The 14268-nt window shown below is 68.9% G+C and carries 18 protein-coding genes; 10 read left to right on the top strand and 8 right to left on the bottom strand.

What is annotated here, in order from left to right; genetic code table 11:
* Positions 1–84: 84 nt before the first annotated feature.
* The 4 genes from LKD76_RS12735 to LKD76_RS12720 are packed head-to-tail and all read left to right on the top strand — an operon-like array spanning position 85 to position 2732.
* Positions 85–498, top strand: a complete 414-nt coding sequence (locus tag LKD76_RS12735; protein WP_227981360.1) for a hypothetical protein — start codon at positions 85–87, stop codon at positions 496–498.
* 45 nt (positions 499–543) lie between these two features.
* Entirely contained in the window at positions 544–1494 is a 951-nt protein-coding gene (locus LKD76_RS12730; RefSeq protein WP_227981359.1) for a universal stress protein, read from the top strand.
* Complete coding sequence (locus LKD76_RS12725; RefSeq protein WP_227981357.1) at positions 1481–2152, top strand: SRPBCC family protein; 672 nt, start codon at positions 1481–1483, stop codon at positions 2150–2152. The genes LKD76_RS12730 and LKD76_RS12725 overlap by 14 nt, the downstream gene beginning before the upstream one ends.
* A gap of 4 nt (positions 2153–2156) precedes the next feature.
* Complete coding sequence (locus LKD76_RS12720; RefSeq protein WP_227981356.1) at positions 2157–2732, top strand: hypothetical protein; 576 nt, start codon at positions 2157–2159, stop codon at positions 2730–2732.
* Between the two features lie 9 nt (positions 2733–2741).
* On the opposite strand, the gene LKD76_RS12715 is transcribed toward LKD76_RS12720, so the two are convergent.
* Complete coding sequence (locus LKD76_RS12715) at positions 2742–3629, bottom strand: universal stress protein (protein WP_227981354.1); 888 nt, start codon at positions 3627–3629, stop codon at positions 2742–2744.
* Positions 3630–3836: 207 nt separating this feature from the next.
* On the opposite strand from LKD76_RS12715, the gene LKD76_RS12710 reads away from it, so the two are divergent.
* The 4 genes from LKD76_RS12710 (at position 3837) to LKD76_RS12695 (ending at position 7317) form a co-directional block, all read left to right on the top strand.
* Positions 3837–4718 carry a DUF302 domain-containing protein gene (locus LKD76_RS12710; protein ID WP_227981352.1) on the top strand — a complete coding sequence of 294 codons (882 nt, stop codon included), beginning with the start codon at positions 3837–3839 and terminating at the stop codon, positions 4716–4718.
* Positions 4719–5026: 308 nt separating this feature from the next.
* Positions 5027–5728: an ANTAR domain-containing protein gene (locus tag LKD76_RS32155; protein WP_227981350.1), complete on the top strand. Its 702-nt coding sequence runs from the start codon at positions 5027–5029 to the stop codon at positions 5726–5728.
* Between the two features lie 62 nt (positions 5729–5790).
* Complete coding sequence (locus LKD76_RS12700) at positions 5791–6507, top strand: GAF and ANTAR domain-containing protein (RefSeq protein WP_227981348.1); 717 nt, start codon at positions 5791–5793, stop codon at positions 6505–6507.
* A 198-nt stretch (positions 6508–6705) separates the two neighbouring features.
* Entirely contained in the window at positions 6706–7317 is a 612-nt protein-coding gene (locus LKD76_RS12695) for a mycothiol-dependent nitroreductase Rv2466c family protein (protein WP_227981347.1), read from the top strand.
* A gap of 62 nt (positions 7318–7379) precedes the next feature.
* On the opposite strand, the gene LKD76_RS12690 is transcribed toward LKD76_RS12695, so the two are convergent.
* From LKD76_RS12690 to LKD76_RS12670, 5 genes are all read right to left on the bottom strand, one after another.
* Positions 7380–8309 carry a serine/threonine-protein kinase gene (locus LKD76_RS12690; protein WP_227981345.1) on the bottom strand — a complete coding sequence of 310 codons (930 nt, stop codon included), beginning with the start codon at positions 8307–8309 and terminating at the stop codon, positions 7380–7382.
* A gap of 75 nt (positions 8310–8384) precedes the next feature.
* The gene (locus LKD76_RS12685; protein ID WP_227981344.1) at positions 8385–9443 is read right to left on the bottom strand and encodes a glycoside hydrolase family 183 protein; all 1059 of its coding nucleotides are present in this window, start codon (positions 9441–9443) and stop codon (positions 8385–8387) included.
* A 16-nt stretch (positions 9444–9459) separates the two neighbouring features.
* The gene (locus tag LKD76_RS12680; protein ID WP_227981343.1) at positions 9460–9795 is read right to left on the bottom strand and encodes a hypothetical protein; all 336 of its coding nucleotides are present in this window, start codon (positions 9793–9795) and stop codon (positions 9460–9462) included.
* A gap of 19 nt (positions 9796–9814) precedes the next feature.
* Entirely contained in the window at positions 9815–10765 is a 951-nt protein-coding gene (locus LKD76_RS12675) for a hypothetical protein (protein WP_227981342.1), read from the bottom strand.
* Positions 10766–10924: 159 nt separating this feature from the next.
* The gene (locus LKD76_RS12670) at positions 10925–11542 is read right to left on the bottom strand and encodes a DUF4232 domain-containing protein (RefSeq protein WP_227981340.1); all 618 of its coding nucleotides are present in this window, start codon (positions 11540–11542) and stop codon (positions 10925–10927) included.
* Positions 11543–11703: 161 nt separating this feature from the next.
* On the opposite strand from LKD76_RS12670, the gene LKD76_RS12665 reads away from it, so the two are divergent.
* The gene (locus tag LKD76_RS12665) at positions 11704–12501 is read left to right on the top strand and encodes a hypothetical protein (RefSeq protein WP_227981338.1); all 798 of its coding nucleotides are present in this window, start codon (positions 11704–11706) and stop codon (positions 12499–12501) included.
* A gap of 14 nt (positions 12502–12515) precedes the next feature.
* Here the strand turns inward: LKD76_RS12665 and LKD76_RS12660 are convergent, their stop codons facing one another.
* Both LKD76_RS12660 and LKD76_RS12655 read right to left on the bottom strand, forming a co-directional pair.
* Positions 12516–13178, bottom strand: coding sequence for a phosphate signaling complex PhoU family protein (locus LKD76_RS12660; protein ID WP_227981337.1), 663 nt, complete (start codon positions 13176–13178; stop codon positions 12516–12518).
* A gap of 73 nt (positions 13179–13251) precedes the next feature.
* Positions 13252–13533: a hypothetical protein gene (locus tag LKD76_RS12655; protein ID WP_227981336.1), complete on the bottom strand. Its 282-nt coding sequence runs from the start codon at positions 13531–13533 to the stop codon at positions 13252–13254.
* A gap of 179 nt (positions 13534–13712) precedes the next feature.
* Here LKD76_RS12655 and LKD76_RS12650 point away from each other — a divergent pair, with 179 nt between their 5' ends.
* Positions 13713–14237 (top strand): DUF4142 domain-containing protein, encoded by a 525-nt coding sequence (locus LKD76_RS12650; RefSeq protein ID WP_227981335.1) that lies wholly within the window; start codon positions 13713–13715, stop codon positions 14235–14237.
* Positions 14238–14268 lie beyond the last annotated feature (31 nt).

Here is a 14268-nt window from a genome sequence, read left to right as displayed (position 1 = left end):
GGCCGCACGAGACGGGCCGAGATGAGGGCACTGCGGGACCAAAGGCCCTTCCGGCGCCGGCACCCGATCCGGAAGGGTCGCGGTATGGCAGGAATCGTTCGCGGAGACAGCGCCTGGTCCTGGCGCGCGCTCTTGGCGGGGACCGCGGGTGCGGTCGCGGCCTGCGCGTTCGCCGGCTCGGTCGTACTGATCACGCGGCGGTCCGCCGGGGGCGATGACCTCGCGCGCACCCTCGGATGGCACAGCCTGGTGGCGGGTGCGGTGATACTCGCGCTGGTGGTCGGAATTCCGATGGCGGTCACCGCCGGCAGTGTGCTGGTCGGCGACCGCCGCGCCGCGACCGTCGCGGTGGCCAGCGGCACATTGCTCATCTGCTGGGTGCTCGGCCAGATGGCCGTCGTGCACACCTTGAGCTGGCTGCAGCCGGTATACCTGCTCCTCGGCGTCGGCGTCGCCGCGCTCGGGCTGCACATCCGAACCGCGGAGATCGAGTCCTGAGCGCCGGTCGAACCGGACAATCGCTCCAGGCGGAAGGAATGCACGATGACCGGGCAGTTCTGGGACATCCCGCGCCGGTTGACCTCGGCGCCGGTGGTGGTCGGTGTCGACGGCTCCGACGCCGCGCGCGCCGCTCTACTGTGGGCGGCCCGGGTCGCGTTGGACCGCGAGCGTGAACTGTGTATCGCGTACGGTCTCGACCTCGACAGCGCGCGGCGGGTGTTCAACTGCTACGACATTTCCGAGCCCGCGGTACTGCAGCGGGTGCGCGCCCACGGTCTCGAAGTAGCCGCCCGCGAGGCGCTCGCCGTGCGCGAAACGCTGCCGGAGCTGCGGGTGTCCACCGAGATCTCGTCCGAACATCCGGCCCGAATGTTGGCGCGCCACAGCGCGACCGCCTACTTGACGGCGGTCGGCCCGCATGGCACCGGCGGTTTCACCGGGCACCTCGGCTCTGTCGCGCTGTCGGTCGCCGCTCGCGCCGAGGGGCCGATCGTGGTGGTGCGTGCCGACTCCGGCGCACCGGACGGTCCGCGCAGCAGCGGGCCGGTGGTGGTCGGCATCGACGGCGGCCCGGTGAGCGAGGCCGCGGTGGCGACGGCCTTCGAGGAAGCCTCCGAGCGTGATGCCGAACTGGTGGCCGTGCACGCCTGGAGCGACCTGACATTCGGTTCCTTCGCCGGCGATCCGTACACCTGGTTCCCGACCTCGGAGATCGAGGTGAACGAGGAAGCGATCCTGGCCGAGCGACTGGCCGGCTGGCAGGAGAAGTATCCCGACGTCCGGGTGCGCCGGCACATCACGATCGCCGACCCCGGCCCGCATCTGCGACAGTGGAGTGATATCGCCCAGTTGATCGTGGTCGGCAGTCACGGCCGGGGCGGCTTCCGCGGTCTGCTGCTGGGCAGCGTCTCCAATTCCCTTGTCCAGCACGCGAACTGTCCCGTCATGGTGGTCCGCCCCGGCAGAGGTCCAAGCGATCGTGACTACTCCTGACGGCCGTATCGCCCACCGCGCCGGCGCCGCGGTGGCCGCCACCCTGACGATCCTCGGCGCGCTGGCCGCCACGTATCGGCTCCTCGCCCGCAGGTGGTGCCTCACCTGGGGTGCGACGGAGGAGGAGGTCCGGCGGCCGATGGCCGGGGACGAGTTGCTGCCGCGGCCGGACCTGCTCGCGACCCGGGCGATCACCATCGAGACCGACGCGGATGCGATATGGCCGTGGCTGCTGCAGTTCGGGCCCGGCCGCGGCGGAATCTACAGCTACGACCGCATCGACCGGCTACTGGGCATCGACGTGCACAGCGCCGAGACGATCCTGCCGCGATACCAGGACCTCGCGGTGGGCGACACCGTGACGATCAACTCCGACAGCACCCCTGCCCGCGTGGCGGTTCTCGACCCCGGACGAGCGCTGGTGTTCCGCACCGAGGACGGCAACTGGGTGTGGTCGTTCGGGCTGTTCCCGTGCCCGGGCGGAACGCGGCTGGTCAGCCGCAATCGCATCGCCACTCCGCACGCCTCGGCACTTCTTCGGCTGTTCGACATCTTCGTCATGGAACCGGGAAGTCTGGTGATGGAGCGAAAGATGTTGCGCGGCATCAAAGAACGCGCCGAACGACGTGGCGATCGGCGCGTCGCGGTCCCGGGGTGAGCCGATGACGGCAACGAGCGTCCCGACACCGCTGCCACCCGCTCCGGCGATGGCAGCGGTCGCACGCTGTCTTGTCACGACCCTCGGTCTGCTGGTCGCGCGTCGCGTCCACCTGCCTACCGAGAACCAGGGGCTGCGACTGGATTTCGCCGACGGAACCTCGGCCCGCGTCTTCCGGGAAACGGTGATCGATCGCCCCGTGTCCCGAGACCCGTGCCTGCTCGTGGTGACCTTCGAACTGCGGGGTGTCCACGGTCGCGGACATGCCTGGTTCCGCCGGGCGAGTGTGCTCAACACCCTGCTCTTCGCCGGATTCCCGGGACTGAGCTCCAAACTGTGGCTGACGCATGACGAACACGGCGCCTACCGCGGTCTCTACGAGTGGGACGGGCCGGGCGCAGCGCAAGCCTACGCGCGCGCCCTGTATCGGGTCCTGGCCCTGGTCAGCGTCCCGGGGTCGATCGGCTATCGAGTCGTGCCGGGCCTGCGCCGCCGTGATCTGCGGACATGGATGGACCGCCGCGACCCCGGCGCGACACCGTGGTGGCAGCTGACCGCGATGCGGCCCGCTCGGTCCTGATCCACGTCCTCAGCGCCGGCCTCGCGGTTCGGGCACGATCAGGGTCGGGCACAGCGCTCGATGCAGCAGTGCCGCCCGGGTCGATCGAGCGATACCGGCCGATCCGTCCCAGCCGTGCCGTCCCACCACCAGCAGCTGGGCGGCATCGGCATGGCCGAGCAGGACATGTGCCGGGCTGTCGAACGCCACCGTCGTCTCCACCGGCACCTGCGGATATCTGCGCGTCCAGGGCGCCAGATGCGCTGCGAGCGCGCGTGTTTCATCGGCCCGCACCCGGCCGAGTTCGCCGGCCAGGGCGAACGCCCCGACCACCTCGTCGCAGGCCCGGAGCGCCATCAGCGCCACCCCGCGCACCGACGCCTCGTCGAAGGCCCGGTCGATCGGCGCGGTCTCGTCGTTCACCCCCACCGCGACGGGACGCTCGTCGCGCTCCACGCCGATCACGCTGTCGCGGTGCACGATCGCGACCGGGCAGTGGGCCTTACGGGTGATCGCGCTGCTGACCGAGCCCAGCAGCGCTCGCCCCAACGCGCCCCGGCCGTGACTGCCCGCGACGATCATCGGCGCCCGCTCGGACCGCCGCAGCAGTGCCGGGACGACGGGATCGGCTGTCAGTTCCGTGGTCACCGCGATATCGCCGGCGACGTGTCCGGCCATCGCCGCCGCTTCCGACAACACCCGCTCGCCGTTCCATCGCAGCCATTCCCGGCCGCCGACGATCTCCATCGCGCTCAGCCCGGTTCGCGGCGCGGACGCCGAGGACAACAGAATCTCGAGTGGGCAGTCGCGTAATGCGCATTCGATCGCCGCCCACCGCACCGCCTGCAGCGCCGTGGCCGAGCCGTCTACCGCCACGACGATCCTGCGCTCGGGCCCGACATTCGTGGCATCGGTCATGGCGGCCTCCTGACACCGTGTTGCTCCGATGATCCGGCCACCGGCGCGCGAACCCTAGGGCCGAAAGTCGATCCGGGCGACAACCTACGTCCGCCGCCGCACCGCACCAAGCCGGACTCGTTCGTCCCGCCGTTGCGGGTCCTTCGCCTCTCGCACATCCGCGCCGATGTGGGCATTGTCGAGACAGCGACGAGACGAGGACGACCGATGAGATACCAGGTGGATGTGTGCGAGGTACCGCCGCAGGCGTTGCTGAGACTGCCGCGCGCGGTCAGGGCCGATCGCCCCGGTGAGGACGTCGCGGCGGGAATGCAGGAGCTGGCCACGGCCGTCACCCGCGCCGGGCTCACCGCGAGCGGACCGCCCACCATCACCTACGCCGAGACCGACCGGCCCGGCGCGGCGACCATCGTCGACTTCGGTGTACCGGTCGAGCCGGCCCCCGCCCTGAGTATGCAGTCGGGTGCGGAGGTGGTGGTACGCGCCGGATTCCTGGTTGCGCGAGCCTGCCACCGCGGCAGTTACCGAGGGCTGGGCGACGCCTACCGCAGCCTCGCGGAGTGGACGAACCACAACGGATATCGCGCCGCCGGCCCGCCGACCGAGGTCTACCTCATCGGTCCCGACGAGGTCAGCGATCCGCGCCTGCTGGTCACCGAGATCCGGCTGCCGGTGGCTCCCATCCCCGTCCTCGTCGCGGAGGCCGGAAAGGACTTCGCGACCGCGCTGCGGCGGGCACGAGAGGCACTGCGGCACAACGGCTTCACGATCCTGTCCGAGATCGATCCACTCGCCGCGCTCCCCGACGGCCGCGCGCCGCACCCCGCCCGCCACACCGTCCTCGAGATCTGCCGGCCGAGCGCGCTGGTACAGGCCTACGACACGGACGACTGTGCGGGCGTGATGATTCCGCATCCGGTCGTCGTGCGGGAACGCCCCGCGGGGATCGTCGTCGCGGCCGCCGACCCGACGGTCTGGGCACAGGCGCTCGCGGACCAGGAGTTGAGCCCGATCGCCGCCGAGGTCCGGCATCACCTCGTCGCGGCCGTCGCCGAACTCGCCGCCGCCACGACGACGTCGGACGCATAGCGCGCGAGCCCGGCTCGCGACGATCCCGCGTCGCGATCGGGAACTCCGCCCGCGCATCCGGGCCGTGGTGCCCTGTGGACCGCGGTCCGGGCGGGAAGGCTAGTGTCGGGACAGAGCCCTCCGAACACCTCGAGCCGGCAACTGTTCGAGGACTCTCGACCAACGACGGTAACTTCGCGCCCATCGTCGTTCGGCCGCGAATCGACGGCGGTGTGTCGACCCGATGAGCTGTCCCGGGCGATGACGCGAAGTCCCGGAACCGTCGATTCGGCAGCGCAGGCGTGCCGTCCCAGAGCAGAGTAGGGCCAGTGAACGAACGATCCGGGGGCCGACTGCACGCGGCCGTGGCCGCGATCGGCCGGCCGCGCAGTGCCCAGGACTGGGGCCATCGAGTCTGTGTGGCCTGTTGCGAGGTGCTCGACGGTGTCGATTCCGCCGCACTCGTGCTGTACGGCGCGGGCACCCTGGTCGACCTGGTGGGCTTCAGCGATTCGTTCGCCGAGCGGATGGAGGACGCGCAGATCGTGGTCGGCGAGGGCCCGGGGCCGACCGCCTTCACCACCGGCACCACGGTACGGGTGGTGACGGGGGTCGCGGCATTCGAACGGTGGCCGATTCTCGCGCACGAGGCCGCGCGCCTGGGCGCCGGCGCGGTGATCGCGCTGCCGTTGCGGATCGGCGGTATCCGCATCGGATCCCTGGATCTGTACCGGCGGCAACCGGGCGACCTGTCGATGGTCGCGGAAAACGATGCCAAGCTGCTGGCGGACCTGATCAGCTACACCCTCATCGAGGACTTCGCCCTGCGCGAGCCCGGTACCGATCCACTGGCCACCACGCACCGGGATGTCAACGTCGCGACCGGAATGATCGCAGCTCAACTGGGTATATCACTCGATGAGGCATTCCTCCGCTTGCGAGCATTCGCTTTCGCCGCGGAACGGCCCCTGCTCGACGTCGCGCGAGGTGTGCTCGAACGCCGCGTCGACCTCGATGGAGCGGCCGAATGATCGACGACAACACGAATTCCATGCGGAATCGTAAGCTTGCGAATGTGTCGAAGGAGCGCGCAGTGCCGGAGCAGTTGGTGCGTGCGCTGTCGCAGATCACCGCGGACCTGGTCCGCGATGCCGATATCGCGAACATGCTTCCGCTGATCACCCGGTTGGGCGCCCAGGTGCTGAACGCCGCCGCGACGGCGCTCGTCGTCGTGGACCCGCGCGGTCGAGTGCGCGTACTTCCGACCACCGACGAGCGGCCCGACCTGACTCGTCTGCTCGAAGCGCACGCACTCGACGGCCCCTGGACCGAGAGCATGTCCTCGATGGACGTGGTGGTCGTCGGGCACGCGGCTGCCGACGGCCGATGGCCGCATGTGTCGCGCGCCGCCGACGGCGCCGGATTCGCCGCGGTCTGCGCGGCGCCGATGATCCTGGGCGACCGAGCGGTCGGCAGCCTGGCGTTGTTCTTCGGCGAGCACGCCGAGTTCGGTCCCGATCACCGGGCCACCATCCAGATGCTCGCCGATTTGACCACATTGTCGTTGTGCCAGAACAGCGACGACACGCGCGCGGAATTGCTCGCTCGCCGGACCCTCTCGGTTTTCGACGATCGCGTGCGCTACGAACACGCCGTCGGCATGACGGCGGGTCGTCTGAACACCGACCCGGATCGGGCCGCGGCCCTGCTGCGTACGCACGCCCGTACCCATGGCCTCTCGCTGGTCACCCTGTCCCGGGACATCATCGATGGGACCTTCGACTGGACGGCACTGGAACCCTCCAGCTGATCGTCCGGCCACAGAACCCGACCGCCGGCGTGGACGCCGGTGCGACCGCACGGGCGGGCACCTCGGCAGTCGGCATGGAATCCGGCCGCCTCGGCCTCTCATACCCCCTGGGGTATATTGGCCCTATCGACCAAATACCCCTCGGGGTATTTTTGTATCAGGCGGCCCCGCAGGACGGGCGACCCGAGAGGAGACGAAATGGCGGAGATCGAACTGTATGTCGACCCGGTCTGCCCGTTCGGATGGGTGACCGCTCGGTGGCTGCTCACCGCGAGCGACAGCGCCGACGCCGATACCGTGCTGCGCCAGATGAGCCTGGCGGCGCTGAACGAGGGACACGAGGTGGACACGGAGCATCGGCCGATGATCGACCGCTCGCGCCGGGTCGGGCGGCTGTTCGCGGCGGTGTCCGAGCGTTACGGCATCGAGGGATTCGGCCGGCTCTACCCGGCATTCGGCATCGCGACCCATGGTCGCGGGGAAACGATGACGGCCCGAGGACTTTCGACGCTACTCGCCGGCGTCGACCTGGACCCCGCCCTGGCCGAGGCCGTCGGCGATCCGGCGTGGGACGAGGCCGTCACCGAGGCGCACCGGGCGAGTCAGCGGGCTCTCGGTGAGCGCGGCGGATGTCCGATCATCAGCATCGGCGGCCGCGGCTTCTTCGGCCCGGTACTCACCGAGATCCCGGGCCCGCGGCAGGGCGCTCGACTGCTGGAAGCACTGGTCACAGCCGCATCGACCCCGGGATTCGCGGAGCTGCGCCGCCCGTATTCCGGCCCGCCGCGGACGGTGAGCCCGGGCGACTGAGCCGCTCGGGCGCGCACAGCTTCTCGCCGATCCCGTCGGTGGCCGCGCAGTCGGGAGCCGAATCACCGGGAGCGCGAATGAAATCCGAGCCGGAAGTGCCCCCAGTGCTCCTCGACCGGGGCGATATCGCGCAGGGCGGCGGCGATCAGGCGAATCGGTTCTCCGCACGAGTCGTAGCGCGCGGCCGGATCCTTCGCCAATGCCCGGTCGAGAATCGAATCCACCGCACGCGGAATCCAATGCCGCCGCCCCGACACATCGGGCGGCGGTTTGTGCACCTGAGCGTCGGCCACCATCATCGGATTGGGTCCCGGGAACGGCGGGCGTCCGGTGAGCAGTTCGACCGCCGAGCACGCCAGCGCGTATTGATCGGTCGCCGGGCACACCAGCCGCCCCCGCACGAGTTCGGGAGCCGCATACGGCAGCGAACCGACCACCCGGCCGTCGACGACCAACGGCGACTCGGGGCGGTCCAGCCATCGAGCCGTGCCGAAGTCCGACAGCTTCGCCGTCGCCGGATCCGCCCGGGGCACCAGAAAGTTGGCGGGCTTCACATCGAGATGGACGAGGCCCAGCCCGTGGATATGATCCAGCGCCTCGGCGATATCGGCCAGCACCCCGAGCACCCTGACCACATTCGGATTGTGATGCGGCGCCGGATCCAATGTCGCGGCGGTGTCGCCGTCCACGTATTCGTGCGCCGACCACAGCCGGCCCCGGAACTCACCGTGAGCGTACATCCGCACGATGGTGCGGTGCGCCACCGTGGTGAGGATGTCGAACTCGTGCAGGAATCCGGCCCGCACCGCCGGAGAACGGCTTTCGGCCGGCTCGAGAACTTTCAGCGACACCGGTCGCGACTCCCGCGGATCGTCGGCGAGATAGACCTCGCTGCTGCCGCCGGCGCCCAGGACGGCGCGGACGAGGTAACCGGCAAACCGCTCACCGGGCGCCAGCAACTCCCGTGGCTCCCAGGTGTGATCACGAAACACCGACACAGGATGTCATCAACCCCGGCAGCAATTCCCACGCAATTCCCAGCCACGGCGAGTGAACCGGTTCCTCGCTCAGGGATCGATCCCATCGAACTGCATCACCCAATAGGGATTGTCGGTGGTGGTGTTCCATTGCGAGACATACAGGGTCACATCGGTCGGCGAGACCGAGCGCGGGTGGATGTAGCCGCCGTAGAGCTGCGGGAACGCGCGGACCCAGAATTGCCACCACGGGACCGAGCCGCGGATCTGCACTCTCGCATCGGTCCACACCCGATCGATCGCCGGTGCGGTGCGGGTGGAGATGCAGTAGCCGTCGACATCGAAGTAGGACATGACCCAGGTGCCGGCGAGGTTCTTCACACTCAACTCCCCGATGGGTCCCATCCCCGCGAACAGCGGAGTGGGTGCGGGGTTACCCCACCGCCAGGCCGTGCCGTCGTAGCCCCAGAACTCGTAGTCGGCGCGGTTCGCGAGCTGCCGCCACGGCACCCGCATCAGGATCGGGCCGTCGCGATTGTGGCCGCGGCCCCATTCCTTCGAGACGATGTACAGGTAGTCGTCGCCGTTGTTGTTCCCGATGCCGGCGAAGGACTGCATCATGAACGGGCTCCAGCCGCCGTACCCGTCGCTGCCGTCGTTGGGCCAGACAGCCGCGTAGTCGGTCCAGGTGTTGCCGTCGTCGTCGGACCAGGCGAGCCCGCAGAACAGCGCGCCGTGGCGGTCGTCGGGCGCGTACCAGTCGTGCACGCTGGTGTAGGTGAGCCAGGTTCGCCCGTCCGGATCGACGAAGGTGTCGTTGGGAATCCGGCTGACCTCGGTCCCGTAGCCGTTGTCGGCATTGTGGGTGTAGGTGAGAGCCTGCTCGGCCCGGCCTCCGCCGGGAGTCGCGGTGAAGGTGGTGGTGGTGGTATCCGGGGCGTCGGTGCTGAACAGCAGCACCGGCGAACCGAGCCAGGTGCCGGAGCCCTGACTGTCACCGGTGAAGGTGTCACCGAATACGAATCCCGACCCGCCCGGCTCGAAACGGTGCCGGTCGTAAGGGATTCCGAGATCGGTTCCTCCCACTCCGAACCGCTCGGCCGTACTTCCGGCATAGCCGGTGATCGGGGTGCCCCAGTGTTTCGGCATAGGCGGCGAATCCGGGTTATGCGGGCCCGGCGAGGACGAATCGGGTCCATGCCGCGGCTCGGTTGGCGTTCTCGGTCGATACCTTCCCCGTACTGAGGTCGATGGCATAGACACAACCGTCGGGGACCCCTCCGTTGAAGGTGGCGAACCACGCGGTCGGCCCGGCTTGCGATGTGGCACAGGCGGTTACGGTGGCGAACGCACCATCCGGAAACGTGATCTCGGAGACGGTGTCCGAGGTGAGGGCGGCAAGCCTGCCGCCCGCGGCGACGGCCGTAGCCGCCGCCCGCACCTGCGGCACACAGTCGGTGATAACGAAGAAGCGGCCGTTCGTGCTCGCGATTGTCGGCATACGAATACTCCGTCGGTAACTATTGATTGGGGGGCTGGAAGCCGGCGATATCGAGTTTCTGCCCGATGGCCGCGATGGCGTCGACGAGCGAACGGCCGCCGAGTTGCGCCCACCCGGCGCCCTGGACACCGCGCATCTGGATCCATTCGTCGCGAATGCGGCCGTCGGGGTCGCGGGGCAACGGCACCTGGGTCGGCCCCGGCGGTGGCGCGAACCCGGGCAGGCCGAGGGTCTGCCCGACGGTGGCGACACCGTCGACGAGTGTGTGCCCGGCCAGCTGCGGCCAGCCGTTGCCGCCGATACCCATGAACTGAATCCACATGTCGGTCACCGGATCCGGTGCGACGGTCCCGACACCGACCTGATTGGCGAATTCCTCCGGCGAGAATCCGTCGGCGGAGTTCATATCGCAGTTCCCGAAAGGCGAGGCGCCCTCGGGCAGTCCACCGCCGTACCCCTGGCCGTCGGTGTACTGATGCGCGATCTGGCCGGGCAGATTGGGGTTCCTGCCGTAACCGGCGCCGATCATGTTGAGCCCGTCCGGGCGCACCGGCCACATGCTGTCGAAATCGGGCCGATTGGCGTAGCCGATGACGCGGCGGGTCGAGCCCAGCCAGTCAGCGAGCCGCCAATACGCGCGGTTGATGCCGTCGGACTGATCGCCGCCGGGATTGCCCCCCGATTCCACGTCGATCATCGAGATCATCTTCGGATGCGGTCCGCCCGCCTGTCCCACCATGCCGCGGTGGTTGTCGACCGTATCGAGCCAGTTCGGCCGCCAGTAGAAGTAGACGATGAAGCAGGCTATTCGCCCGGAGTCCGCGGCCGCGGCGGCCCAGGCGTAGTTCCGATAGAAGTTGTGGTCCTGATAGGTCCCGTCGTTGGAACGGAACGAGAACAGTTGATACGGGTAGGAATCGTCGACCGGTACTTGGAACTCGGACACGTCGGCAAAAAGGGAATCGACCATAATCCCCTCCGAGAGGTCGACCGGCCCACGAGCCGGGCCGGGGTGCGGATGGCTGGCTATTCAATTCTCCGGGGTCGCGCCCGCCCCGTCATCGATAGTGCACTTCTCGTGACCGCGTCGTAATCGGTGACGCCGCAACGAAACCCATGATCATCCGGGTCAACGGCCTTCGGCCCCCGGCACGACGGTGCGAACCCGCAGCTGAGTGGTAGTCACCTGCCCGTTACTGCATGCTGTCGCGGCGCGCGTGACATACAGCGATGCGGTGTTGTCGGGCGGGTAGATCCGGAGACCGGGAACCGGCACCGGCCGGCACGCCTCGGCCGGAATGTTGTGCACATCGACCGCGAACACCAGCGCCGAGGCCTGGCCGCCGGGCGCCAAGCGGACCGGGGCGGACGAGGCGCCCTCGCGGGCGGCGGGCGCGCCGACCGGTCCACCGTCGGGGCCGTCGGCATAGGACACGCCCGGAAAACCCGTGAGCGCACAGGGATCGGACCCGTTGTTGGTGAATACGATCGGGAAGGCGACGGTTCCGGCGGCGGCGCTCTCCGCACCGGCACCGGCGGTGAGATCGGGAGTCCGGCATTGCGGCACAACGGCGTTCGCGCCGGGAACATCCGACGTCCGGGCATCCGCCGGTACCGAACCCACATGCAGCGCCGGGCCCGGAGTGCCGGTCCGCGTATCCGGCGCGGGCTGCTGCGCCCCACAGCCGGCGACGGTCGCGGCCACTGCGACGGTCAGCAACCACCACCCGATCCGCCTTCGTCTCACAACAGCCCACCGTACTCCGCCAGCGGGCGGACAGGGGGTGGAAGCGCCGTCACCGCAACCGGATACGGGCAAAATTCGATCGGCGTTTCCAGTGGTCCGTGTCGCCGTCGCGGGCCTACCGTAGACGTACGGGGAGTTTCGGCGCGGGTAAGGAGAACCCGATGATCGACATCATCACATTGCGTGGGACCGGAGAGACGCGGAACGCCGACGGAGCGCCCGCGGGCATGCTGGCCGCGGTGACCGATCTACTGCCGACCGACAGTTTCAGCTTCTTCGAACCGGAGTGGCCCGCATCGGTCGGACCGGATCCCGATCTGTGGGGGCCGTCGCTGGACACGTCGGTGCGAGAGGGTACCGCCGCGGGCGTGCGGGCGATCCAGCAATCGCCGAATGTCTGTGCGCTGCTGAGTTATTCGCTCGGCGCGATCTGCGCGAGCAAGATCCTCGAAGGGGTGGCCTCGGGGCAGTACACCAATACCGACGGCAGTCCGCTCGAGATCGCCTTCGCCGTCTTCATCGCCAATCCGCTGCGCAAAGCGGGAGATTCGGTGCACAACCTGTGCCCGGCCACCACCTACGGACTGCACGGCCAGCACGGCACCTGGCCCGCGAACGTGGCGACCCGGGAGTACGCGAATCCCGGCGACATCATCACCGCGTCACCGGCCGACTCGCCGCTGCGCGTCATCGATGTGGGGATCTCGCCGTTCTCGTTCGTCGAGGGTGCGAGATTCGGCGATGCCACCTATGTCATCTTCGCCCAGCTGATGGAATTCCTGATGCGCAACCCCGTGGCCAACCTCGCGCGCTTCGTGACGACCGTCAACGGCGTGATCGGCTACCTCACCCCCTACCCCGAGGGCCAGCACGTGCTGTATCCGGCGAAGAACATGCCGGGCGCCGATGTCACCTGGACGACCGCGGCGGCGAACTACATCATCACCGACTTCACATAGGGTCACCGCGCGGATCAGTCCTCGGCGATCCAGGTGTCGGCGGTTTCGCCCGTGGACAGGAAGATGGTGCGGCGCCCCACCTCGACGGCATTGTCGGCGAAGCGCTCGTAATAGCGGCCGAGCAACGTGAGGTCCACCGCCGCGGTGACGCCGTGATCCCAGTCCGGATCCAGCACGGTACCGAGCAGCTGCTCGTGCAGGTGGTCCATGATGTCGTCCTGGGTTTCCAGACCGGCCGCGTCATCGGGATCACCGGACTCGAGCACGCCGGCGGCGCTGGTGGCGATCGCCAGCGCGGTGGTGCCCATCTTGGAGATCAGCGGGCGCACCGCCTCGACCACCACGTGGTCGGGGTGACGCCGCCGCGCACTCGCCGCGATGTGTCCGGCGAGTGCGCCCATCCGCTGCAGATTCCCGATCAGCTGGATCGCGCTCACCACCTGCCGTAACTCGCCGGCCACCGGCGCCTGCAGCGCGAGCAGCCGCATCGCTTCCTGCTCGGCCTGCTGCTGCATGCCCTCGACCCGGACGGCGATATCCATCGCGGCCTCGGCCTGATCGATGTCGGCGTCCACCACGGCGTGCGTGGCGGCCGCGATCGCAGTGCGGTCCTGTAAGCACATCGCGTGCAACAGCCCGGCAAGCCGTCGCAGATTCTCGTGGTACTGGGTACGCATACCCCATCAAAACGCAGAACGGCTCAGATAGCGAGACCGCATTGCCACGACCGGCGCACCGGTTCGCGCTGGTCTAGACCTCCGGGAAGGCTTCCGCCCGGTGACGCAGGCGGTCGGAGAAGCTCTCGGTCCACGCCGCGGTCTCGCTGTCGTCGTCGGCGGCACTCCGGCGCGGCCGCCGATTCATCGGGTGTGAGCGTAGCGATCTCGGGGGGCGCGACTGTAGAGCAACCTCGCGGACACTGGTGGCGAGATAGTCGCGCACGCTCATACCGGCGCATTCGGCCACATCACACAGCTGGGCCCATTCGATGTCGTCCACGGTCACCGTCACGGTGACCTGTTTGTTCGCCATACCCGACACGCTAGACCCATGCCCTCCGCACCGCGCCCCCCGCGCCGCGGTTCGGGTGCCGACAGCGGGCGTTTGCGCAGGCCGGCCCCGGTGCCGGGAACTCCGCGTGCCGTTCGACGTGTAGCACGCGCAACTCTGGGCATCCGGGCGGCAGATACCCGGATACGAAGGAGGCACACATGCGATCACCTCACGGTTTGCTGCTGGCCACTGCCGCCGCCGTCGGTATCGGCATCGCGGGAACCGCGGTCGGCACCGCCGCACCACCCCCTCCCGCACCCCAGGATCAGCAATTCCTCGTCGCCGCCCATCAGGGCAACCTCGCCGAACTCGCCTCCGCCCCGCGTGCCGCGACCATGGGAAGCTGCACACAGGTGCGCGATCTCGGGGCGATGCTCGTCACCGACCACGCCCGGCTGGAGGCCATGGGCGCGGCGGTCGCCATCCCGAACGGCATAGCGCTACCGGGCGACCCCAACCCGGATCAGATCCAGCAGCTCACCTCGGTCGGGCGACAAACCGGGCATGATTTCGATCTGGCCTGGCTGCGTATGCAGGAGGAATTCCACACCCAGACCATGCAGGCCGTCGTCGGCGAGCAGGCCAACGGCTCCGCACCGCAGGTCACCGCGGTCGCCGACGCCGCCGCCCCGATCGTCGAACACCATCTGGCATTGATCCGCGACGCATTGGCCGTGTGCTGATCGCGGGCGTGCTCCGGCACCGCTGACAACG

Origin of the sequence: Nocardia spumae (assembly GCF_020733635.1) — a bacterium.
Lineage (GTDB): Bacteria > Actinomycetota > Actinomycetes > Mycobacteriales > Mycobacteriaceae > Nocardia > Nocardia spumae.
This window is presented reverse-complemented; position numbering and strand designations above follow the sequence as displayed.